The sequence below is a fragment of the Pseudomonas sp. HMSC063H08 genome (assembly GCF_001813645.1).
Taxonomy (GTDB): domain Bacteria; phylum Pseudomonadota; class Gammaproteobacteria; order Pseudomonadales; family Pseudomonadaceae; genus Pseudomonas; species Pseudomonas aeruginosa.
The window spans coordinates 39,677-60,978 of the sequence record NZ_KV813388.1; the positions used below are offsets into that span (position 1 = coordinate 39,677).

The 21,302-nt window shown below is 62.2% G+C and carries 16 protein-coding genes; 7 read left to right on the forward strand and 9 right to left on the reverse strand.

All coding sequences use genetic code 11. The features are described 5' to 3' along the window. Nucleotides 1–186: 186 nt before the first annotated feature. The 6 genes from HMPREF2924_RS35440 to HMPREF2924_RS07985 form a co-directional block, all read right to left on the reverse strand. Entirely contained in the window at nucleotides 187–897 is a 711-nt protein-coding gene (locus tag HMPREF2924_RS35440; protein WP_023094766.1) for a hypothetical protein, read from the reverse strand. Further along, on the reverse strand, nucleotides 894–4,154 hold the full coding sequence (locus HMPREF2924_RS35445) for a hypothetical protein (RefSeq protein ID WP_023094765.1): 3,261 nt from the start codon (nucleotides 4,152–4,154) through the stop codon (nucleotides 894–896). Before HMPREF2924_RS35445 ends, HMPREF2924_RS35440 begins: the two co-directional genes overlap by 4 nt. A 402-nt stretch (nucleotides 4,155–4,556) precedes the next feature. Further along, on the reverse strand, nucleotides 4,557–5,696 hold the full coding sequence (locus HMPREF2924_RS07975) for a catalase family protein (RefSeq protein WP_003088286.1): 1,140 nt from the start codon (nucleotides 5,694–5,696) through the stop codon (nucleotides 4,557–4,559). A gap of 178 nt (nucleotides 5,697–5,874) precedes the next feature. Then, the gene (locus HMPREF2924_RS07980; RefSeq protein ID WP_003139800.1) at nucleotides 5,875–7,770 is read right to left on the reverse strand and encodes a di-heme-cytochrome C peroxidase; all 1,896 of its coding nucleotides are present in this window, start codon (nucleotides 7,768–7,770) and stop codon (nucleotides 5,875–5,877) included. A gap of 310 nt (nucleotides 7,771–8,080) precedes the next feature. Continuing rightward, entirely contained in the window at nucleotides 8,081–8,215 is a 135-nt protein-coding gene (locus HMPREF2924_RS36355) for a hypothetical protein (protein ID WP_003088290.1), read from the reverse strand. A gap of 157 nt (nucleotides 8,216–8,372) precedes the next feature. Then, entirely contained in the window at nucleotides 8,373–9,470 is a 1,098-nt protein-coding gene (locus HMPREF2924_RS07985) for a GNAT family N-acetyltransferase/peptidase C39 family protein (RefSeq protein WP_003088292.1), read from the reverse strand. 190 nt (nucleotides 9,471–9,660) lie between these two features. On the opposite strand from HMPREF2924_RS07985, the gene HMPREF2924_RS07990 reads away from it, so the two are divergent. The 7 genes from HMPREF2924_RS07990 to rbsK all read left to right on the forward strand — a co-directional run bounded on the left by HMPREF2924_RS07990 (nucleotide 9,661) and on the right by rbsK (nucleotide 18,363). Next, nucleotides 9,661–11,148 (forward strand): RimK family protein, encoded by a 1,488-nt coding sequence (locus HMPREF2924_RS07990; protein ID WP_003088294.1) that lies wholly within the window; start codon nucleotides 9,661–9,663, stop codon nucleotides 11,146–11,148. Between the two features lie 135 nt (nucleotides 11,149–11,283). Further along, complete coding sequence (locus HMPREF2924_RS07995; protein WP_004363675.1) at nucleotides 11,284–12,612, forward strand: sigma-54 dependent transcriptional regulator; 1,329 nt, start codon at nucleotides 11,284–11,286, stop codon at nucleotides 12,610–12,612. 218 nt (nucleotides 12,613–12,830) lie between these two features. Further along, nucleotides 12,831–13,790, forward strand: a complete 960-nt coding sequence (locus tag HMPREF2924_RS08000) for a sugar ABC transporter substrate-binding protein (RefSeq protein WP_003160123.1) — start codon at nucleotides 12,831–12,833, stop codon at nucleotides 13,788–13,790. 21 nt (nucleotides 13,791–13,811) lie between these two features. Then, complete coding sequence (locus tag HMPREF2924_RS08005) at nucleotides 13,812–15,344, forward strand: sugar ABC transporter ATP-binding protein (protein ID WP_004363670.1); 1,533 nt, start codon at nucleotides 13,812–13,814, stop codon at nucleotides 15,342–15,344. A 23-nt stretch (nucleotides 15,345–15,367) separates the two neighbouring features. Further along, nucleotides 15,368–16,366: an ABC transporter permease gene (locus HMPREF2924_RS08010; protein ID WP_003088303.1), complete on the forward strand. Its 999-nt coding sequence runs from the start codon at nucleotides 15,368–15,370 to the stop codon at nucleotides 16,364–16,366. A gap of 3 nt (nucleotides 16,367–16,369) precedes the next feature. Continuing rightward, nucleotides 16,370–17,383 carry a LacI family DNA-binding transcriptional regulator gene (locus HMPREF2924_RS08015; RefSeq protein ID WP_003119158.1) on the forward strand — a complete coding sequence of 338 codons (1,014 nt, stop codon included), beginning with the start codon at nucleotides 16,370–16,372 and terminating at the stop codon, nucleotides 17,381–17,383. A gap of 53 nt (nucleotides 17,384–17,436) precedes the next feature. Further along, nucleotides 17,437–18,363, forward strand: coding sequence for a ribokinase (gene rbsK, locus HMPREF2924_RS08020; protein ID WP_003088307.1), 927 nt, complete (start codon nucleotides 17,437–17,439; stop codon nucleotides 18,361–18,363). Between the two features lie 133 nt (nucleotides 18,364–18,496). On the opposite strand, the gene HMPREF2924_RS08025 is transcribed toward rbsK, so the two are convergent. Genes HMPREF2924_RS08025 through HMPREF2924_RS08035 form a run of 3 tightly spaced genes read right to left on the reverse strand, consistent with a single transcriptional unit; the run spans nucleotide 18,497 to nucleotide 21,269 of the window. Beyond that, nucleotides 18,497–19,762 (reverse strand): transporter, encoded by a 1,266-nt coding sequence (locus tag HMPREF2924_RS08025; RefSeq protein ID WP_003088309.1) that lies wholly within the window; start codon nucleotides 19,760–19,762, stop codon nucleotides 18,497–18,499. A gap of 60 nt (nucleotides 19,763–19,822) precedes the next feature. Continuing rightward, nucleotides 19,823–20,575 (reverse strand): hypothetical protein, encoded by a 753-nt coding sequence (locus HMPREF2924_RS08030; RefSeq protein WP_004363666.1) that lies wholly within the window; start codon nucleotides 20,573–20,575, stop codon nucleotides 19,823–19,825. A 13-nt stretch (nucleotides 20,576–20,588) separates the two neighbouring features. Beyond that, nucleotides 20,589–21,269, reverse strand: coding sequence for a C39 family peptidase (locus HMPREF2924_RS08035; RefSeq protein WP_003117395.1), 681 nt, complete (start codon nucleotides 21,267–21,269; stop codon nucleotides 20,589–20,591). Nucleotides 21,270–21,302: the final 33 nt, after the last annotated feature.

Sequence of the window (21,302 nt, forward strand, 5' to 3'; positions counted from 1 at the left end):
GGCTGTATACGGCCAGAAGCAGACGCTAAATCTAGGGGTGCTTTCGGCCGGTTCTGTTGAAGAATTCGGTCCTGCCAAAATGCCCACATACTGACCGTTGGAAACGCCTTTTTACACACCGCTACAGGAACCGAGCCTAGGTTCCTTGCTCACGGTTAAAATTTTAATCTCAGCCTAACGAGCCATTTAGGTATGGTGGGAATTAGGAATAGGCAAATTGAAGTAGTACCGCAACGCAGAAATCAATTTCAAAACCTCTTCTAAATCCTGTCGTATAGCATTTTCCTTAATGTACCGATGAAATTTAGCCTTTCCATCTTTGGTAAATTCGCGATGTGTTTTATCTGCTTTCGCTATGTTGGTTTTTACCGCTCCCCCAAATTCTTCAATAAATGCAAGTGCTAGCTCTTCGGATATTAAATCTTCAATCTCCCAATCCATCCCCCTGTAAGATTCATTATTCTTTTTAAATGCAGCTTCGACTGTTTTTTGGTCTAGATTCCCGGGTAGTGGCATAATAGGCATAAGCCGGAATACATCTCTATACTCTAACAAACCACCTACACTTTTTGCTGTCGCGATTGCCCTCCGACCAGCATGATCATTATCAAATAGCCCTACGAATCTATAGATCTGCTTCCCATTGGCGTCCATCACGTTTCGACCTAGGCTTCTAAAAGTTATCAACTCTCTAAGAAGCCCGTCCACTCCACCCTGTTCTCTTTCTCCAGCAGCTAGAAATGCTAGGTCCTCCAAAAAATCCAATCCGGAGCGCTGCTTTTCAAGCTGGCCAACGAGATGTATTAAAGCGACGTCTGATGTGCCCTCAACTAAAACGTTGCGACGTTTTATTTGCATCCCGAGTTTACCTGCATAGCTCGCGATATCATCACTCATATCCCGAGCTCTTCTTGAGAGTTTGCTACCAAAACAGGACGTAAAAACGGACCATTATGTCCAAACGATACCTGAGCAACAAACTGCATCCCGGGGCGGAGCTGCCGATATCCGAACTCCTCAACCCTAAAAGGCACGCCTATATTGACAAATTCCTTAACAGTAGCTAGCCCGCGACGCTCGTAATCGGATCCTGCGACGGCATGGACCACTTGAAGATTTTCAGTTCCTGGTACACGGAGCCACCTGAGTCTCGATGGCACTTGGACATAATGCTCAGTAGTTCTCCAAAGTTGCCGTAAGCCACGGAATATTTTATCAGCTTCGACAGGTCTATTTTCTTGAAATAAAAGAATGGCATACTCTAGCCTTATCTGCAAAGGCTCTTGATATGTAGATAAGACCACCTCCTCAACTAGCTCTAGTTGTTTTTTGAAATCAAACGGAGATGTAATGCATACAAGCTCGTACTTTAATCGTAAAACTTGAATGTTACCTCTTCCTATAGGATGGTCCAACATTTTAAGCGCGGCATTTTGTTGGGTGGTACTCGCATTCGCCAAGTCCAATTGGCCGCTTTCGCTTCCGCCGGCCAAGAGTTTCCATGCATTTATTAGTAAGTCTGTACTGTTTACGGGATCAGCCGAAAGGGAGTCTAGAGGTGTGAGGTTAAATAATTTTTTTATTGCTTCATCGGCAAGGCCTTGCCATTGCATGTTTCGAGCAGTGTGCGCATTAGATGTGAGCGCGGAAAATATGACCCCCAACACTTCGATGCAGTGAGCGATTGCTTTATCTGGAGCTTCTAATGATGTTTCCTCCAGCAAGTGCTTAACATAAGTTTCCATAACAAAGGGACTGCTCGGATTTTGTTCGTATGCCTTTCGAGTTGCCTGGCTTGCCGCTTGCATATACTCAAGAACTATATCTCTAGATGCACCTTGCGCAGCTTCAATCTTGGCAAAATCTAAGTAAGCGTTTGCTAAAGAGTTATAAAGATTAATGTCAGGCTCAGATCCTGATTCAAATTGAATAAATTCTAATGCGTAGCGGATATCTACGATGGCCGCATTGAGCAACGACTTTCGTTCGTTCGGAGTGACAAGATTTGCTTTTTCGTCAAACTTCGCAATACGCCGACGTGAGATGGCGCTATGGTGACGAAATACACGACTTGTATTCTTAAGGCCCGCTGGCATATTGTCTAAGGCTTTGAGAACTGATCGCCAAAAAAACATAAAATTTGCGCGGCCATGTGCAGGGTCAATTTTAAATATCGATTTTGCGAAATCTTCGCCCACGGCTCGATAGCGAATCTCTCCAAGTTGAGGCTTCTTAGAAACTCTTTCCAGTAGTAAGAATCTTAAATGCTCTGCATCGCGGGCTTCGGAAAAGCCCAGATCATTGCGCTTTTCGTTATCAAAAAAAAGAGCATTAATTAAATAACGACCCAATATGTCATGAATTAATGCCCAATAGCGCTCTCCATTAGCTGCAACCTTTACTAGCCCTAGCGACGCCAATTCTGTTCTTCGGTCCTCTAGAAGATGTGACATTGGCCATTCACTATCGGATTTTAGTAGCAAGCCCTCAGGCATCGGTATTCTTTCAGAACTCAGTGCTGCAATTTCTAACACTGCCAGGCGGATATTTTTACTTTCAGTATTCTCACAGAATTTTCTGAACATCCATGATTGGATCGACTCGTTTAAGTCATATTCTCCTTGAATCCAGAAGGAAAGTATGACCCAGAATGATGCAAGACCTTCCAGATTCTCAATGCTGTGAGCTCGGTAGAAACTATTCCACTGGCTTTGACTTCTAGCTTTCCCGTAAACTTTAAGATAGCGATTTAAGTGCTGACCAAGTTCAAGCGTGCTTCGTTCATCGAGTGCATGATTCAGTTCAGCTATACGCTTAAATGTAGGAGAGGTATAGAATGCCAATCCAACCACAGGGCTACTTACTATGAGCGTGCATACTGGTCTGCCAGACTTGATCAATTCTTGATTGAATCTTAATAGTTCTCCGTCGCGCCCTTGCCAATGAATAACGTCAAAAATTATGATCCAAGGTGTTTCATATTTTTTTGACCCTGACCCTTTTGAAGACTCTATCCCAATTGGCTCAGACTCTTCTCCATGATCTGCAGAAAAAGCTTGATGAGCCCTCGTTAAAAAATTTGAGATACTAAGTGCATCTGGAATAAACGGAAATTGCTTAGCGACAAGGACAGGATAACCTTTGCTAGCCAACTCCCAGCCGAGAGCGTGAGCACATGTAGTCCCGCCGGCTCCTGATTCTGCTGTTATATAAGCGATGCAGTTTTCATCAGCCCCAACGGTATCAAGCCGGCTAACTAAAGAAAGAAGTTTTTTTCCTGAAGTTTTATCCTTGATCCACGGTAAACCGGCTCTGTACGGTCTCCATGAAGAGTCTGTATTTTGAAAAAATTCGATAAAATCTTTTTCAGCTAGCTCTTCCGGGAGCAACGGGGAGAGATCTTGAAGCTGAATTAATTTATAGTTTTCTGTAATTGGACGTTGCAAATCATCGACAAATGATAGGTCGATATTTTTGAAATCCCCCCTCCTATCTTTCATTCTTACAATTGTTGCATGCTCAGGATACGTCTGCCGATACTTGGAGACGGTTTCGATGGCTGCGCTAGTTATATCTAAAGATAATAAGTTTACGACTTTTGCACGCGAGTGACTTTCCACCCATTTTGTAAGTAAATCAGTTGCGTCTTGGCGCTGACTGCAAACAGTTAAGTAAGACTGGAAACCAGCTTTCCAAAGCTCTGTAAGTGACGGAGGTATGATATCTTCACCGTCACCTATCACGACGACACTTCTTACTTGAGACTCTTGTAAGACGTTCAGCATGGACAGGTGTCGCAGTCTACTTTTGAAATCGGTTGCGTTAGCTTCATTTTTGCCGTTCAGCAGATATACCGGCAGGCAACGATGAGGCAATTGAGAGGCCGTTGGATCGTTATCGATTATCTGTACAAATCCTCGCCTTCTTGTTTCTATAGAATCAAAATCGGAAGCGTTTTCTAGCGCGCTAACTAAATTAGCATTGTAATTCTCAATAAAGATCGCGCGCCACGGCAAGCTTGCAAAGGCAATTATCGGATCAGTAGATTCAATATCGCCTAGCTCTCTGATCCAGAGAGCAACATCGCGAGTCTCAATACTCGAAACAAGCGAATCTGATATATTCTTTTGTTCGATAACCTTGAAGCCGCTCATGTGTCTCTCCATTCCAAAATATTACTGCCGCACTCCTTACTATTTATAAATGAAGTGGTGCAGTATACAGAGTTGTCCCGCGACCTGCTGCTGATGGCAATCTGCCTCAGCTGCCGAGGCGGCGCAATAAAAAATGACATTATTTCTGAGGAAATTGATGCGCTCACCTCATTTTTCCGTCAGACAGAGCACCCAGTTATCAATCGAATATTGTACGCGAATCTATATTTCCTCAATCCTAACTCTATATCTCCCTTGACTCTGTAGACGTAAATGACCGGCAACTATGGGTAGTAAGAAGTCTGTTCCGAACGGCCGCTTCTGGCCGTTTTCTGCCAGTCCAGATTGGCGAAATCCATACCAATAAGAGCCTCCATACGCAGCTACCTTCCACCCAACCCCTCACCCATTTCTCCCCAACCTATACCCACTGACCGCCTCGTAAACCGCCTTCCGCAACCGGTTGATCCCGCCGATCGGCCGATGCTCCGGCAGCGCGTGCCAGGGGTTGAACGAGAGGTTGTCACAGAACAGGTTCTGTTCCCGGCTATCAAAATCCTGAGCTGGCACAATGATGTCAGCTATGGTAGCGAAGGGCGCGTCCGACTCCTTCCATTCGACGCTGGTGTCTTCGATGGGCATGTACTTGGCCGGGTCCTGGCGCTGCACCTGGAAGGCGTAGCAGGCGGGGGTGCGGTCGATAGAGAGTTGCTGGTACAGGGCGGCGCGGAGGAAGTTGGGCAGGTCCTGGTTCTGCTTCGGTAGCTGGTAGGCCGGGCATTTCTCCGGGGCGGGGACGACGCGGAACTTGATGTTGTGTTCGCCCAGCTTGTACGGCGAGATGCCGTTGTAGCCGGCGTGCAGCGGGCTGTCCGGGGCGGGGGCGAGGGTGCGCAGGGCGATCAGCAGGTGGCGCAGTTCCCAGCTGGCGGGGTTCCAGTTGGGGAAGAAGGCCAGGGCTTTCTTGCCGTCGGCCTGGGCGGCGAAGTTCTGCCGGTATTCGGCGATGTCGCGGATGAAGAACACCGGCTGGTTGAACATGACGAAGTCCTGCTCGCCGTCATGGCCGCGGCCGGGCAGGAGTTTTTCGCCGGGCACGTCGAGCAGCTTGATGGCCATGCCGCGCGCGTCGTTCTTGCTGTCGAACTGCGGGTAGGCGTTGCCGTTGGAGAAGCGCACCCAGGCGTTCCAGCTCTTGCCCGCTTCGGCGAACACGCCGCGACGCAGGGTCGGGTCGAGGTCGGCGCGTACCTTGAACTCGGCCTTCACGCAGCCGTGGGCCTTGGCGTGGGCATCGCGCAGGACGCGGGTGTTGTCGCGGTGCTGTTCGACCACGCGGATGGCGTCCTGGATGATCGCTTGGGTGATGCGGGCTTCGTCCGGGGCGATCTGCTCTTCCGCGGACACCGGGCCGGAGAATTTCCAGGCGTAGTAGAGGCTGCCGATGGCCCAGCCGCCGAGGCCGACGGCCAGCAGCAGGAGGAGCAGGCGGCCGAGCCATTTGCCGAGGAACAGCCAGGCGTGGGTGAGGAGTGCGCGCATGGAGTGGGTGTCCTTGGTGGTGTGCGTTGGCTGTGGGCTTTTATTCTTCTTGGGCGGGGAGTGCGCCACGATTGCTTCTCCCCGTCCTCTGGCTAGGCGTCCCCCCTGAAGGGAGAGGGGCTGCTCGGGGTGGAGAGGGGCGGCGGCGCCATGCCTCGCGCTTCTCCATTTCCCAGGTTCAGCGTTGCGCGGTCCGTTGCTCCGGCGCCGGGCATTTCGGGCCGGGCGTCCAGGGTGGGGTCTGGGCCGGGACCAGGCGGCGCTCGAATTCGGGGTTGCCGAGCACCTTCAGGTATTCCACCAGCGCCCAGCGTTCTTCCGGGCTGAGGGCGCGGCCGATCACGCCGTTCTGCCGGCAGCCGTCGCGGAATTCGTGGCCGCTGTTGCGGTTGCCGGTGAGACGGGTGTCGAGGAGGAAGCCGCCGGGGAATTTCTCGGTGCGGAATCCGACGAATTTCGGATCGAATTCGAAGGTGCCGACGTAGAACTGCGGCGAGCGTTCGGCGGCCGGGGAGAGCAGTTGGAACAGGTTGGGCACCGAGCCGTTGTGCAGGAATGGCGGGGTCGCCCAGACGCCGTCCAGCGGGCGGGCCTTGTAGGCGCGCAGTTCCTGTACACCGATCGGCAGGTCAAAGCCGTTCATGGTCTTCTGCTGTTCCGGCGGGATGCCGGCGTCCCGGTAGGCGCGCTGCTCGACGAAGGCGGTGATGTAGGCCAGGCCCTTGGCCGAGGACAGTTGCGAGAGGTCGAGTTGCTGCGGATCGGCGCCGATCAGCTGGACGTTCATCCGCGCCAGTTCGTCGACGCTCCAGCCGAGCTTGCGCAGGTCGTAGCGGTGGTCGGCGATGTTGTCGGCGGTGGTCGGGTCGGTGCCGATCACCTCGGTCGGCACCATGTGCATGCGCCACTCGGGATTGCGTCCGGGGGCGGCGTATTCCGCCGGTTGCACCTTGGGCGCATGGCAGAAGGCGCAGTTGGCTTCGAACAGGGCGCGGCCCTGGGAGGCGCGTTGCAGGTCGATGCGGCCGAAGAGGTCTTCCGGCCAGGTCGGCGGTTTCAGCTGTTGCAGGGTTTCTTCCAGGGCGTGCAGGTCATGCAGGCGTACGCTGGAGGCGTAGCGCTGCTCGCCCCGCAGCGGCTGACCGTGCTCGTCGAAGATCTGCAGGCGCGCGCCGACGCCGAGGGCCTCGCCGATGTTGCGCGCCATCGGCTGCATGGCCGAGCCGTTCCATTGCACCCAGTCGAATTTCCAGATGTCCCAGACCTGCGGATAGCTCACCGGGGCGTTGGCGACGCGATAGTTGCCCGGGTCGATGGCATCGCCGAAGACGCTGTTGGCGATGCGCCCGAAGGCGTCGGTGCGGCCGGGGCCTTCCTCGGTGGGGTAGAGGTGGCGGCGGGTGTCGTTCCAGGCGGTGCGCAGGAGGGTGTCGAGCACGGCCTTGAAGTCGGCGCGCAGTTGCGACTTGTCCTGTTCGTAGCGTTCGCCGAGGACTTTCCTGGCGAAGCGGTTGAACTTGAACGGGTTGTAGTAGGTGGCGGCCATGCTCGCGCCGAGCGCCTGGCCGAAGGCGCCGCCGCGCAGGGTCGGCACGGTGGCGGCGATGGAGTGCATGGCGGCGCCGCCGTCGATGCGCAGCGACTTGCCCTGGTAGCGCAGTTCGCCGGTGTGGCAGGCGGCGCAGGTGATGTCCAGGTAGCGGGTGCCGGTCTTCTCGTCGCGGTGCTGGCTGAAGCCCACCGGCAGGTTGCCGGGGTTGAGGTCGCTGGCCTTCTGCTGCGGATCGACGAGGAAGCCGAAGCGGGCGAGGTATTCGGGGGCGGCGAAGGGTTCTTCGGAGAAGGGCAGTTCGAGGGCGGTGAACCAGTCGTAGTGCAGGCCCTTCACCAGGGTGCCCTGGGGCGTGTAGTAGAAGCGCTGGCGGGCCTCGTCCTTCCATTGCGGCAGGTAGCGTACCTCGCTCGGCGCCTGGTAGTGGGGCAGGTTGGGATTGGCGACGTAGTAGACCACCACCCCGACGACCGCCAGCACGATCACGCCGACAACCAGCAGAGCCTTTTTCACGGTGCGCATCAGGAACGTCCTTGTAGGCCTTTTTTGGGCACCGTTATGCCAAGGCGTTGGCATATTGGCAAGCTGCTATCAGCTTTTTTGACAAGGTTTTCTTGACAGCGAACGGGTGAAACGTTTGCGCAGGCCTCGCCTGGCGATGTTGGCGACGAAAGCTCGGTATTTCACCGGAGAAAGGTGGACGCCGGAGCGTCGTGGAACGGCAGGGCGAGGCGCCGGTGGCCTGCCGGTCAGAGACCGGAGAAGGCCAGCCAGGCGATGATTGCGGCGTAGAGCATCCAGGTGGGATCGGTACGGCGGTCGAGCAGGGCTTTCATTTCTTCGCCTCCGCGCTCCAGAAGCCCTGGGCGTTGCGGAAGGGCTGGCGGGCCAGTTGTTCCAGGCGGGTGATGCCGTCGGCGCGCATGGCATTGATCAGGGCCGAGAAGGATTTGGCGGAGTAGCTCATGGTGTCGTCTCCAGTTCCGTTCTGGTTATTCGGGGATCTGGCGACTATGTAAACATCGGCGTTGGCGAATGAAAAATGGATAGTCTCACTAGCCACTATCGATGGAATTGATTGATAGGCGAGAACATCTCCCCGCCGGAAGGCGGGGCGATGCGGATCATTCCGGGTTGAACAGGATCACCGCCGCGCGCAGCTTGCTGCGGCCGAAGCGGCTCATCTTGTCGAACTCGGCGTGGCTTACCGGGATGTGCTGGCAGTCCAGCGGCTGGCGGTGCTGGCTGTGGTCGACGTCGGGATCGTGGAGGTAGACGAAGTCCTCGTCGTAGTGGGTGACCAGCACCCAGTGCGGAGCCTTGGAGCGGGTCAGGCGGTAGCTGCTGATCAGCACCAGCGGCTGGCCGCCCCGGGCCAGCTGGCGCGGGATGTCGAGCCTGGCCGAGCGCTTCTGCTCGACGCCCGAGGCGTCCAGTTCCTCGCAGAAGTCCTCGTGGACCAGGCGCATCACCGCCTTCTTGTCTTCGTTGCGTACGCCGTCGAGGAACAGCGGGCCGCTGGCGGACAGCACCAGCTTGACCCGGAAGCCGCGCCGCCAGGCGGCCAGCGCCAGGCCCTGGGGGCTACAGCCGCCGTGCCCGGCGGTCATGTAGATGGTGGTCGCCTCGCGCCACAGGCGCAGTTCCTCGCGGCGGGTCAACTGGCGCTCCGGTTGCAGCGCGCCCATGGCCATCAGCAGGCAGGCCGGGCCGCAGGTGAAATCGGTGGTCTGCCGGTAGAAGGGCACGTGGCGGCGCTGGTCGTGGCCGGGGTTGCGGATGCGTTTCTCGAAGCGCAGCGCTTCGCTGTGGTCCTCGTAGTAGTCGCGCACGGTGGCGAAGGGACGGTAGCCGTTGCGCTCGTAGAGGGCGATGGCGCCACGGTTGTCCGGGCGCACTTCCAGGCGCATGTAGGCGCGGTCGTTGTCCCGCGCGGCCTGCTCGGCGGCTTCCAGCAGCTTCTGGCCGAGGCCGATGCCGCGGGCGCGCGGGTCGATGGCGATGGAGTAGAGGCGGGCCAGCGAGGTGCCTTCGTGGAACAGCACCAGGGCGTAGCCGAGCACGCCGCCGTCGCCCTCGGCTACCGTCAGGCTGGCGTGGGCGCGGGTGAGCATCCACTGGAAGTTGCGGCGGGACAGGCGATCGTAGTCGAAGCAGCGGTTTTCCAGCTCGACCAGGGCGGACAGGTCGTCCGCGCCGGCCGGGCGGAGGGTCAGGTTCATAGCGGTCTCCACGGCCGCGGGCGGGAACTTCCGCGCGGGCGTGCTGTAATGGGTGCTGTACGCTTCGGTTTGCTGGCAGGCGCCATAGAGCGGTTTCGCAAGGGATTCCCGCCGAGTATTGGCCGGGATGCGTGCGCCGGCAAGCCGGTTCCGAATGCGCCGTGGTTTCGCTGTCCCCCCGGGAGGTGTCGTGAGCAAGCTGTTCATCATCGTGGAACGCAAGGAAGACTGGACGTCCTATTACCCCAGCGAGGATGTGGTCACCGCCCAGGAATACCTGGAACTGCCCATCGACGACGACACTGGCAAGCGGGTCCAGGTGATCAACCTGTGCCGGCACTACAAGTACCTGCGCCATGGCTACTACTGCTCGCTGCTCGCCGAGGCGCGCGGGCACAAGGTGATCCCCTCGGTGCGGACGATCAGCGAGCTGGCCAGGAAGTCGCTGTACAGCCTGGTCCTGGAGGACCTCGACCGCACCCTGGACAAGGCCCTGGCCGCGCACCCCTACGGCAGCACCGATGGTTTCACCCTGACCCTGTATTTCGGCCGTACCGACATCGAGCCGTTGCAGGACCTGGCGCGACAGTTGTTCGAGGCGTTTCCCTGCCCGTTGCTGCTGGTGGAGTTCAAGCGCAACCGCACCTGGCACATCGAGGGCATCAAGCCCGGCGCCATCCACAAGCTGCGCGAGGATCAGGAGGACCTCTTCGCCAACGCCCTGGACAGCTTCAGCCGGCAGATCTGGCGCAAGCCGCGTTCGCGCAAGCCGTTCCGCTACGACCTGGCGATCCTCCACGACCCCGGCGAGGCGTTCCCGCCGTCCGATGCCAAAGCGCTGAAGAACTTCGTGCGGGTCGGCCGCAGCCTCGGCATCGACGTCGACCTGATCGAGCGCAAGGACTATTCGCGGATCGCCGAGTACGACGCGCTGTTCATCCGCGAGACCACCAATGTCGCCGACCACACCTACCGTTTCGCCAAGAAGGCCGAGAGCGAAGGGTTGGTGGTGATGGACGACCCGGTGTCGATCCTGCGCTGCACCAACAAGGTGTACCTGGCCGACCTGCTGCGCAGCCACAAGCTGGGCATGCCGGCCACGGAGATTCTCTACAAGGAGAACCCGCAGGAACTGGAGAAGGTCGGCGAGCGCCTGGGCTTCCCGCTGGTGCTGAAGATTCCCGACGGCAGCTTCTCGCGCGGGGTGATCAAGGTGGAGGACCAGGAGCAGTTGCTGGCGGCCAGCGCCGAGCTGTTCGAGCGCTCGGTGCTGATCCTTGCCCAGGAGTTCTTCTATACCGAGTACGACTGGCGTATCGGCGTGCTCAACCGCAAGCCGATCTTCGCCTGCCAGTACTTCATGTCCAAGGGCCACTGGCAGATCTACGACCACAGCCCGGACGCCGAGGAGGTCAGCGGCGATTTCCGCACCATGCCCGTGCACGAGGCGCCGCGCAAGGTGGTGGAGCTGGCGGTGAAGACCGCCAACCTGATCGGCGACGGCCTCTACGGGGTGGACCTGAAGCAGGCCGGCGACAAGGTGGTGGTGATCGAGGTGAACGACAACCCGAACATCGACTGCGGGGTGGAGGATGTCTACCTCGGCGACGACCTCTACAAGCTGGTCCTGGAGGAGTTCGTCCGGCGCCTGGAAGTCAAGCGTCGCGGCTACGACTGATAAGACGATTTCGGCATTGGCGATATAAACAAAGATTCACTTTCGCGCGTCAAAAAATTGCTAGATTTTCCTTTCAGAGCGCCAACATGCCGTTTTTATGACGGTTCAAAGAATTGGCGCCGCAAAGGAGCACACATGTTAGATGCATCGAACCTCCGCCGTCTGCTGGTGGTGGACCCGTGCGACGATTGCCGGCGCCTGTTGCCGGGCCTTCGCGAGGCGGGTTGGGCAGTGGACAGCTGCGCGCTGGAAACGGCGCGCGAACGCGCTTGCGACGTCGGCCTGCTGCGCCTGCGGCCGTTCCACCTGGAGCGGCCGGAGACGGTGAAGGACCTGATCAGCCGCAGCGGCACCGAGTGGATCGCCGTGCTCAGCCCGGACACCTTGCCGCTGAATGGCGTCGGCGATTTCGTCTGCGAATGGTTCTTCGACTTCCATACCTTGCCGTTCGACATGGCGCGGGTGCAGGTGACCCTCGGCCGCGCCTTTGGCATGGCCCGCCTGCGCGGGCGCGGCACGGTGCCCGGCGATGCCGAGGGCGAGCACGAACTGCTCGGCGAGAGCCTGGCCGTACGCGACCTGCGCCGGCTGCTGGCGAAGCTGGCGCCGACCGACTCGCCGGTACTGATCCGGGGCGAGAGCGGCACCGGCAAGGAACTGGTCGCGCGTACCCTGCACCGGCAGTCGCGGCGCGTGGACAAGCCGTTCGTCGCGATCAACTGCGGGGCGATTCCCGAGCACCTGATCCAGTCCGAGCTGTTCGGCCACGAGAAGGGCGCCTTCACCGGCGCGCACCAGCGCAAGGTCGGACGGATCGAGGCGGCCGACGGCGGCACTCTGTTCCTCGACGAGATCGGCGACCTGCCGCTGGAGTTGCAGGCCAACCTGTTGCGCTTTCTCCAGGAACAGCAGATCGAGCGGGTCGGCGGTAACCGGCCGGTCGAGGTGGACGTGCGGGTGCTGGCGGCGACCCATGTCGACCTGGAGGCGGCGATCGACGCCGGGACGTTCCGCGAGGACCTCTACTACCGGCTCAATGTCCTGCAGGTCGGCACCGCGCCGTTGCGCGAACGGAGCGAGGACCTGCCGCTGCTGGCCAATCATTTCTCCCGGCTCTACAGCCTGGAGACCGGCCGCCGCCCGCGCCGCTTCAGCGAGGACGCGCTGGCGGCGATGGCGATGCACGCCTGGCCGGGCAATGTCCGCGAACTGGCCAACCGGGTGCGTCGCGGGTTGGTCCTGGCGGAGGGGCGGCAGATCGAGGCCCAGGACCTCGGCCTGGAGTGCGCGCGCGGCGACGGCCCGCCGTTGTCCAGCCTGGAGGTCTACAAGCTCTGCGCCGAGCGCCAGGCGATGTGCGACGCGCTGGCCCGTTACGGCGACAACCTCAGCGTGGCCGCGCGGATGCTCGGGGTGTCGCGGCCGACCTTCTACCGCCTGTTGCACAAGCACCGGTTGCGCTGAGCGGCCGGCGGGAGATCTGCCGGCCAAGCAAAATATCCTGCGTTTCCCAGCCGTAGCGAACTAGAATCCAACCGATCCCGACCGGTTCGCGACAGTTGCTCATGGCGATTGACAGAATCTGTCAGATCGACGCATATTCACCTAACGCAAACGTTTGCGTCTGGATAATCTCCTGGAAAAGCCTCAATACAACGATAAGAAAAGCTGGAGGATACACCATGAAGCGGGTCGCTTCCCGGCGCCTGTTGGCTGCCGTTGTGCTGACTGCCTGTTCCTCGTTCCTGCCCCTGTCCGCCGTCCACGCGGAAACTCCCGAGAAGCCCAGGATCGCGCTGGTGATGAAGTCGCTGGCGAACGAGTTCTTCCTGACCATGGAGGACGGCGCCAAGGCCTACCAGAAGGAGCATGCCGACCGGTTCGAACTGGTTTCCAACGGCATCAAGGACGAGACCGATACCTCCAGCCAGATCCGCATCGTCGAGCAGATGATCGTTTCCGGGGTCGACGCACTGGTGATCGCGCCGGCCGATTCCAAGGCGCTGGTGCCGGTGGTGAAGAAAGCGCTGGACGCCGGCATCGTGGTGGTCAACATCGACAACCGCTTCGACCCGCAGGTGCTGCAGGCGAAGAAGATCGGCGTGCCCTTCGTCGGACCCGACAACCGCAAGGGCGCGCGGCTGGTCGGCGAGTACCTGGCGAAGCGACTGAAGGCCGGTGACGAGGTCGGCATCATCGAAGGGGTCTCCACGACCACCAATGCCCAGCAGCGCACCGCCGGCTTCAAGGATGCGATGGACGCGGCGGGGATGAAGATCGTCTCCTTGCAGTCGGGCAACTGGGAAATCGAGAAGGGCAACGCGGTGGCTTCGGCGATGCTCAACGAGCATCCGGACCTCAAGGCGCTGCTCGCCGGCAACGACAGCATGGCCCTCGGCGCGGTATCGGCGGTGCGCGCGGCGGGCCGCGCCGGGCAGGTGAAGGTGGTCGGCTACGACAATATCCAGGCGATCAAGCCGATGCTCAAGGATGGCCGGGTGCTGGCCACTGCCGACCAGTTCGCCGCGAAGCAGGCGGTGTTCGGTATCCAGACCGCGCTCAAGCTGCTTGCTGGGCAAGCCCCGGAACATGAGAAGGACGGCGTGGTCGAGACGCCTGTCGAGTTGGTGACCGCGCCCTGAGCCGTCCGATGGAGCCTTCCCATGTCTAGCGACGCATTGCCGCTGCTGAGCATCCGCGGGGTCGGCAAGACCTACGCGCAGCCGGTGCTGGCGGAGATCGACCTGCAACTGTTCGGCGGCGAGGTGCTGGCCCTGACCGGCGAGAACGGCGCCGGCAAGAGCACCCTGTCGAAGATCGTCGGCGGCCTGGAGCGTCCCGGCGCCGGCAGCCTGGAACTCCTCGGCCGGCCCTACGCCCCCGGCAGCCGCCGCGAGGCCGAGGCGCTGGGCGTGCGCATGGTGATGCAGGAACTGAACCTGCTGCCGACCCTGTCGGTGGCGGAGAACCTGTTCCTCCACGACCTGCCCCGGCGCGCCGGCTGGATCGACCGTCGGCGCCTGCGCGCGGCGGCCCGCGAGGCGATGGCCCAGGTCGGCCTGGAGGCGATCGATCCCGACACGCTGGTCGGCGACCTCGGCATCGGCCACCAGCAGATGGTCGAGATCGCCCGCAACCTGATCGGCGACTGCCGCTTGCTGATCCTCGACGAACCCACGGCGATGCTTACCGCGCGCGAAGTGGACATGCTCTTCGAGCAGGTCGAGCGGCTGCGCGAACGCGGCGTGGCGATCGTCTACATCTCCCATCGCCTGGAAGAGCTGGCGCGGATTTCGCAGCGCATCGCGGTGTTGCGCGATGGCCGCCTGGTCTGCGTCGAGCCGATCGAGCGCTACGACGCCGACCAACTGGTGACCCTGATGGTCGGCCGTGACCTGGGTGAGCGCTTCGACCTGGGCCCACGGCAGACCGGTGCGCCGCTGCTGCGGGTGGAGCGGCTGAGCCGGCGCGGCAAGGTGCATGAGGTGTCGTTCGAGGTGCGCGCGGGGGAGATCTTCGGCATTTCCGGACTGATCGGCTCCGGGCGCACCGAATTGTTGCGCCTGATCTACGGCGCCGACCGTGCCGACGGCGGTCAGGTCCTGCTTGGTGATCCGCCGCAGCGCCTGAGCCTGCGTTCGCCGGCCGACTCGGTGCGCCAGGGGGTGGCGCTGATCACCGAGGACCGCAAGGGCGAGGGCCTGCTGCTGGACCAGTCGATCAGCGCCAACCTGGCCCTGGGCAACCTGCCGGCGCTGGCGCGCCACGGGGTGATCGACCGGCGCCGCGAGGAGGCCCTGGCGCGGCGCCAGGTGGAGGCGCTGCGGGTGCGCTGCGCGGACACCGCGCAGGCGGTGGGCGAACTGTCCGGCGGCAACCAGCAGAAGGTGGTGATCGGCCGCTGGCTGGAACGCGACTGCCAGGTGCTGCTGTTCGACGAGCCGACCCGGGGCATCGACGTCGGCGCCAAGTTCGACATCTATGCCTTGCTCGCCGAACTGACCCGCCGGGGCAAGGCGCTGGTGGTGGTGTCCAGCGACCTGCGCGAGCTGATGCTGATCTGCGATCGCATCGGCGTGCTCTCGGCGGGACGTATGGTGGACACCTTCGAGCGCGATGCCTGGACCCAGGACGCGCTGCTGGCGGCGGCCTTCGCCGGTTACAAGAAACGCGACGCGCTGCTGGCGACGTCGTGAATACGCAACGCAAGGAACCAGAAATGAGCGACCCGACGTCTTCCGCTACCGCCGCCGCAGCGCCAACCCTGCGACGCGGCAACTATTTCGGCCTGGGCACCTACCTCGGCCTGGCCGGCGCGCTGCTGGCGATGATCGCGCTGTTCTCGGCGCTGAGCAGCCACTTCCTCAGCTATGGCACCTTCCTCGCCATCGCCAACCAGATCCCCGACCTGGTGGTGCTGGCGGTGGGCATGACCTTCATCCTGATCGTCGGCGGCATCGATCTCTCGGTAGGTTCGGTGCTGGCCCTGGCGGCCTCGGCGGTAAGCCTGGCGACGCTCGGCTGGGGCTGGGGCGTGCTGCCGGCGGCGATGCTCGGGATGGCCTGCGCGACCCTGGCCGGCTGCGTCACCGGTTCGATCACGGTGGCCTGGCGGATTCCCTCGTTCATCGTGTCCCTCGGGGTGCTGGAGATGGCCCGTGGGCTGGCCTACCAGATGACCGACTCGCGCACGGCCTATATCGGCGACGCCTATGCCTGGCTGTCCAATCCGCTGGCGTTCGGCATCTCGCCGGCCTTCGTGATCGCCCTGCTGGTGATGTTCGCCGCCCAGGCGGTGCTCACCCGCACGGTGTTCGGCCGCTACCTGATCGGCATCGGTACCAACGAAGAAGCGGTGCGATTGGCCGGTGTGAACCCGAAACCCTATAAGATTGCAGTATTCGCCCTGATGGGGCTGCTCGCCGGGTTGGCCGCGCTGTTCCAGATCTCGCGTCTGGAAGCGGCCGATCCCAACGCCGGGGTCGGCCTGGAACTCCAGGTCATCGCCGCGGTGGTGATCGGCGGCACCAGCCTGATGGGCGGGCGAGGTTCGGTGGTCAGCACCTTCTTCGGCGTGCTGATCATTTCCGTATTGGCGGCGGGGCTGGCGCAGATCGGTGCGTCGGAGCCGACCAAACGAATCATTACCGGGGCGGTGATCGTGGTAGCGGTGGTGCTGGATACCTACCGCAGCCATCGCGCCCGCAGACAGGGCTGAACGATGGCGACAATGAAGGACGTGGCGGCGATGGCGGGGGTTTCCTTCACCACCGTATCGCATGTGGTGAACAGGACGCGGCCGGTCAGCGACGCGGTGCGCAAGAAGGTCGAGGACGCCATCGCGCAGCTGCACTACGTGCCCAGCGCGGTGGCGCGCTCGCTGAAGGTGCGCACCACCTCGATCATCGGCCTGCTGGTGCCGAACAGCACCAACCCGTATTTCGCCGAGCTGTCGCGGGGCATCGAGGATTGCTGCGAGCGCAACGGCTACTGCGTGATCCTCTGCAACTCCGACGACAACCCGCAGAAGCAGGCCAACTACCTGCGCGTGCTCCAGGAGAAACGCATCGACGGCCTGGTCCTGGCGTCCGCCGGCGGCGACGGCGCGCTGGCCAAGGGGCTGGCGAACATGCGCACGCCGACCGTGATCGTCGACCGCGAGGTGGAAGGCGTGGAAGCCGACCGGGTGCAGATCGACCATGAGATGGGCGCCTACCTGGCGACCCGCCACCTGCTCGAACTGGGCCATCGCGACATCGCCTGCATCGGCGGGCCGCTGTCGACCAAGGTCTCGACGCTGCGGGTCGAGGGCTACCGGCGGGCGATGGCCAAGGCCGGCCTGGAGGTGCGCCCGCAGTGGCTGCTGGAAAGCGAGTTCAGCAGCCCCGGCGGCTACCACGCGGCGCTCGGCCTGCTGGGCGGCGAGGGCGAGCGACCGACGGCGATCGTCGCCGGCAACGACATGATCGGCATCGGCGTGCTGCGCGCCGCGGCCGAGCTGAATATCAGGGTGCCGCACGAACTGTCGGTGATCGGCTTCGACGATATCGAGCTGAGCCGCTTCGTGTTTCCCGCCTTGACCACCGTGGGCCAGTCGATCCGCCTGCTCGGCGAGATCGCCGCGCAACTGCTGCTGCAACGCATCGCCGAGCGCGAGGAGCCGATGCAGCGGCGGGTGGTGGCGCCGGCGCTGGTCCTGCGCGAATCCACCGCGCCGCCGCTGGTGCGGGTCTGAACCGGGCGCCGGGGGCGCCCTCGCTAGAGAGAGGCTGGAACAAGGACGCAACGATGCAAGCGAAAGTACTGGTGGTGGGCAGCCTGAACATGGACCTGGTGGTGCGCGCGCCGCGCCTGCCACGGGGCGGCGAGACCCTCGCCGGGCAGTCCTTCACCACCATTCCCGGCGGCAAGGGCGCCAACCAGGCGGTCGCCGCGGCGCGTCTCGGCGCTGGGGTGGCGATGATCGGCTGCCTTGGCGACGATGCCTACGGCGACCAGCTGTACCGCGCGCTGCAGGCCGAGGGCATCGACTGCCAGGGTGTCGAGCGGGTGGCCGGGGAGTCCAGCGGGGTGGCGCTGATCGTGGTCGACGACAGCAGCCAGAACGCCATCGTCATCGTCGCCGGCGGCAACGGCCACCTGTCGCCGGCCGTGCTGGCGCGCCACGAACACTTGCTGGAGCAGGCGCAGGTGGTGGTCTGCCAGCTGGAAAGCCCGCTGGAGACGGTTGGCCATGTGCTGCGCCGGGCCCATGCGCTGGGCAAGACGGTGATCCTCAACCCGGCGCCGGCCACCCGCGACGTGCCGGCGGACTGGCTGCCGCTGGTGGACTACCTGGTCCCCAACGAGACCGAAAGCGAACTGCTCTGCCGCCTGCCGGTGGACTCCCTGGAGAGCGCCGGACGTGCCGCCGAGCGCCTGCGCGAAATGGGCGCCGGCAGGGTGATCGTCACCCTCGGCGCCCAGGGCGCCCTGCTGGTGGGCGAGGGGCGGGTCGAGCATTTCCCGGTGGCGCGGGTCAAGGCGCTGGATACCACGGCGGCCGGCGACACCTTCGTCGGTGGCTTCGCCGCGGCCCTTGCGCGCGGCCTCGACGAGGCGGCGGCGATCCGCTTCGGCCAGGCCGCCGCGGCGATCTCGGTGACCCGCCTCGGCGCGCAGACCTCGATCCCCTCGCGCGAGGAAGTCGAGCGGGCGCTCGCTGGCGAGGCTTGAGAGGGACGGTGCCGTTGCTACCGGCGGATAACGCCTGCGGCGTTATCCGCCCTGCGCAGCTAGGCGAGGATCGCTCCCAGGCTCACGCATCCCTTCGAGGGGTAAGGCATGCCCAGGCTCGAACGGTGGCCCCTCAGAAGTAGTAGGGGAATTTCACGCCGAAGGTGAAGTCCGGCGCGTCCGGAGTGATGCCGATGGACAGGCTGGGCACGATGCTGAACCTGTTGCTCACCGCATAGGTCATGCCCAGGCCGAAGTAGCCGGCGTTGGCGTCGCTGCCGCTGACGGTCTGCCAGCTTTGGCCGTCCTGCTTGACCTTGCTCTTCTGGCTGATCAGTTCGGAGAAGGAGAACGACATGCTCATCTTCTCGTTCAGCGCGAAGGCCACGCCGACGCCGAGTTGGAACCAGTTGCCGAGCTTGACCTTGCCGCCGGTCTTCACGCCTTGCTGCGGGTTGATGTCGTCGAACGACTCTTCGAAGTTGTAGGTATACGACAGGCTGCCGAACAGCACCGCCGGGTCCACCGTCTTCACCAGCGAGATGCCCGGGGTGATCGACCAGACGCCGTTGCCGGTGGGCAGGTCGTCGGGCACGTTGAGGTTGTTGTTGCCCGGTACCTGCTTCAGCTTGATGCCGTAGGGATCCTTGCCGGTGGGCGCCTTGACCCGCAGGCTGACCACCGCGTCCGGGGTGCTCTCGCTTTCGTCGAGGAACTTGTAGGCGACGCCGAAGCTGACGTCGCCTAGGCGTGGGTCGCCGGTCACCGATTTCTCGGTGATCTGCGAGGTCGAGCCGCCGGCGCCGGCGGACTGGTAGGTCGATTCGCGATAGACCACCGGGGCGTTGATATCCACCTGCCAGCGCTGGTTCCAGTTGTAGCGGCCGGTCAGGTCGAGGGTCCAGATGTCGGCATCGATCTGGTCCACGCCGATGTTGCCGAGGAAGATCGAGTCCAGCGCCAGGAAGCCGTTGAGGAACAACTGGCGGGTGTCGTAGTGGCTGTAGGTGAGGCCGGTCTCCAGGCTGAAGGTGCCGCCGCCGAAGAAGCCGCTGGCGTCCTGGTAGATGTTTTCCACGCTGGGCGCGGGCGCGCCATCGTCCTTGAGGCTGGCGCCGTAGGTGCCGGCGACCGCGTTGGCGTCGTTGCGCGCCTGCGCCGGCGGCTGGATCGACTTGACCAGGCGTTGCGGCTGCGGCGCCTGGGGTTGCGCCTCGACCTGGCGCACGCGCTGTTCGAGGACCATCAGGGCGTTCTGCTGGGCCTCGTAGCGTTGGCGCAGCTCCAGGAGTTCCTTCTTCAGCGCCTCGACCTCGGACTCCGTCGCGGCCTGCGCCAGGAACGGGGAAACCAGGGTGGTGGCGCAGAGGACAGCTCGCAGCGAGAGTGTCTGGGTCATGTTTGCCGTTCCGTTTTTATGGCCTTCCGATAGCACAGTGATTTCAGACTAGATCAACTTTCAGTAGCCGCTGGGGCGCAGCGCGCGCAATTGCTCCCAGGTGCAATTCAGTGCCGGATCGGCGCCCGGCCGGTCCTTGAGCATCACCTCGAGCGCCGCCAGGTTCTGCACCAGGTTGCGGTTTCCGCTGAGCGCCACGCTCTGCACCAGGCCGCCGGCGCCGAGGCTTTGCAGGCTGGCGCCCTGGCCGCTGGCCTGGATCGCCAGTTGCAGGGCGCCGCCGTTCGGCGTGACCTTCACCGTGCCGGCCTCGCCGCTGAGGGCCAGCGCACCTTCCAGCGGCGTGCCGCCCGGCAGTGGCGGCGGCGCCTCGCCGTGGCGGACCTCGATGCTGACGCCATTGCTGGCGCTGTTGTGGTCGCCGGCGGTGCGGATGCTCTGGCTGACCCCCTGGGTCTGCGCCAGTCCGGCGCCGCCGAGGACCTGGCCGTTGCCGGCGACGGGTGGCGGGGCGTCGCCTGGCCGATCGACCAGGGTGACGTTGAGGACCGGGCGCGCCAGGTTCTGCCGCACCTGCAGGTCGACGCGTGCGCCGAGGACCTGGCCGCTGGCGTTCTGCCAGGTGCTGCTCATGGTCACCCCGAAGCTGACGATCCGCCCCGGCAGCACGTAGCGCCCGCGCAACTGGGAAAGCTCCTGGTCGCTCAGTTCGGCGGGGGCGAAGAGGTCGCTGGCGGGGGCGGGCAGCGCAGCGCCCAGGCAGCAGGCGAGGACGAAGCAGTGGTGCGGGTACATGGCGTGCTCCCGGAGCATCCGGCTCCTGCGATCAGAAGAAATCGCTCTGGATGAAGCCGAACTCCATCAGTTCGGCGTCCCTGACCGGTTTGAAGCGGTCCAGGCGATTGCGCGCGGTCAGCGGTTCGGGCGGCGTCAGCAGCGGATTGCCGCGGTCGTATCCCTGGCCGATCACGGCGAAGACGATGCCGTTCCAGCCCTTGGCGAACTCTGTCAGCGCGTAGCGTTTGTGCCCCAGCGCCGGGTCACCCACGTACACGTACTCGCCCTGGGTGCGTTGCAGGACGACGAAGTGCTTGTAGCCGCGGATTTCCATCAGCACGATGGCGGGGATCTTCAGTTGTTCCAGTTGCGCCGCCTCGATCCGGTAGCCGCGCGCGCGCATGCCCATGGATTCGACGTAGCGCTTCATGTCGAGCATGGAGAAGCCCTGGGTGCGGACGATCTCCGGGTCGGCGTGGGCGAGCATGCCCTGGATCACCGCCTGCTCGTCGAGCGGGGCGCCGTAGGCCTTCTCCAGGATGGTCGCGAGGGCCGCGGCGCCGCAGCTGAAATCGGTCTTCTGCTCGACCAGGTCGGCGAAGCGCCGCTCGCGGATGCTCTGCACCTGCTTGTAGACCAGGCCGCCGCCGGGCAGGGCGGGAAAGCCGAGGGTCGCCGCCTGGGCGGTGAGGTCGACGAGCAGCAGCAGGGAAAGGATGAGCGTGCGCATGGCCGGTTCCTGTGTCGGATGGAAAAGGGTTCC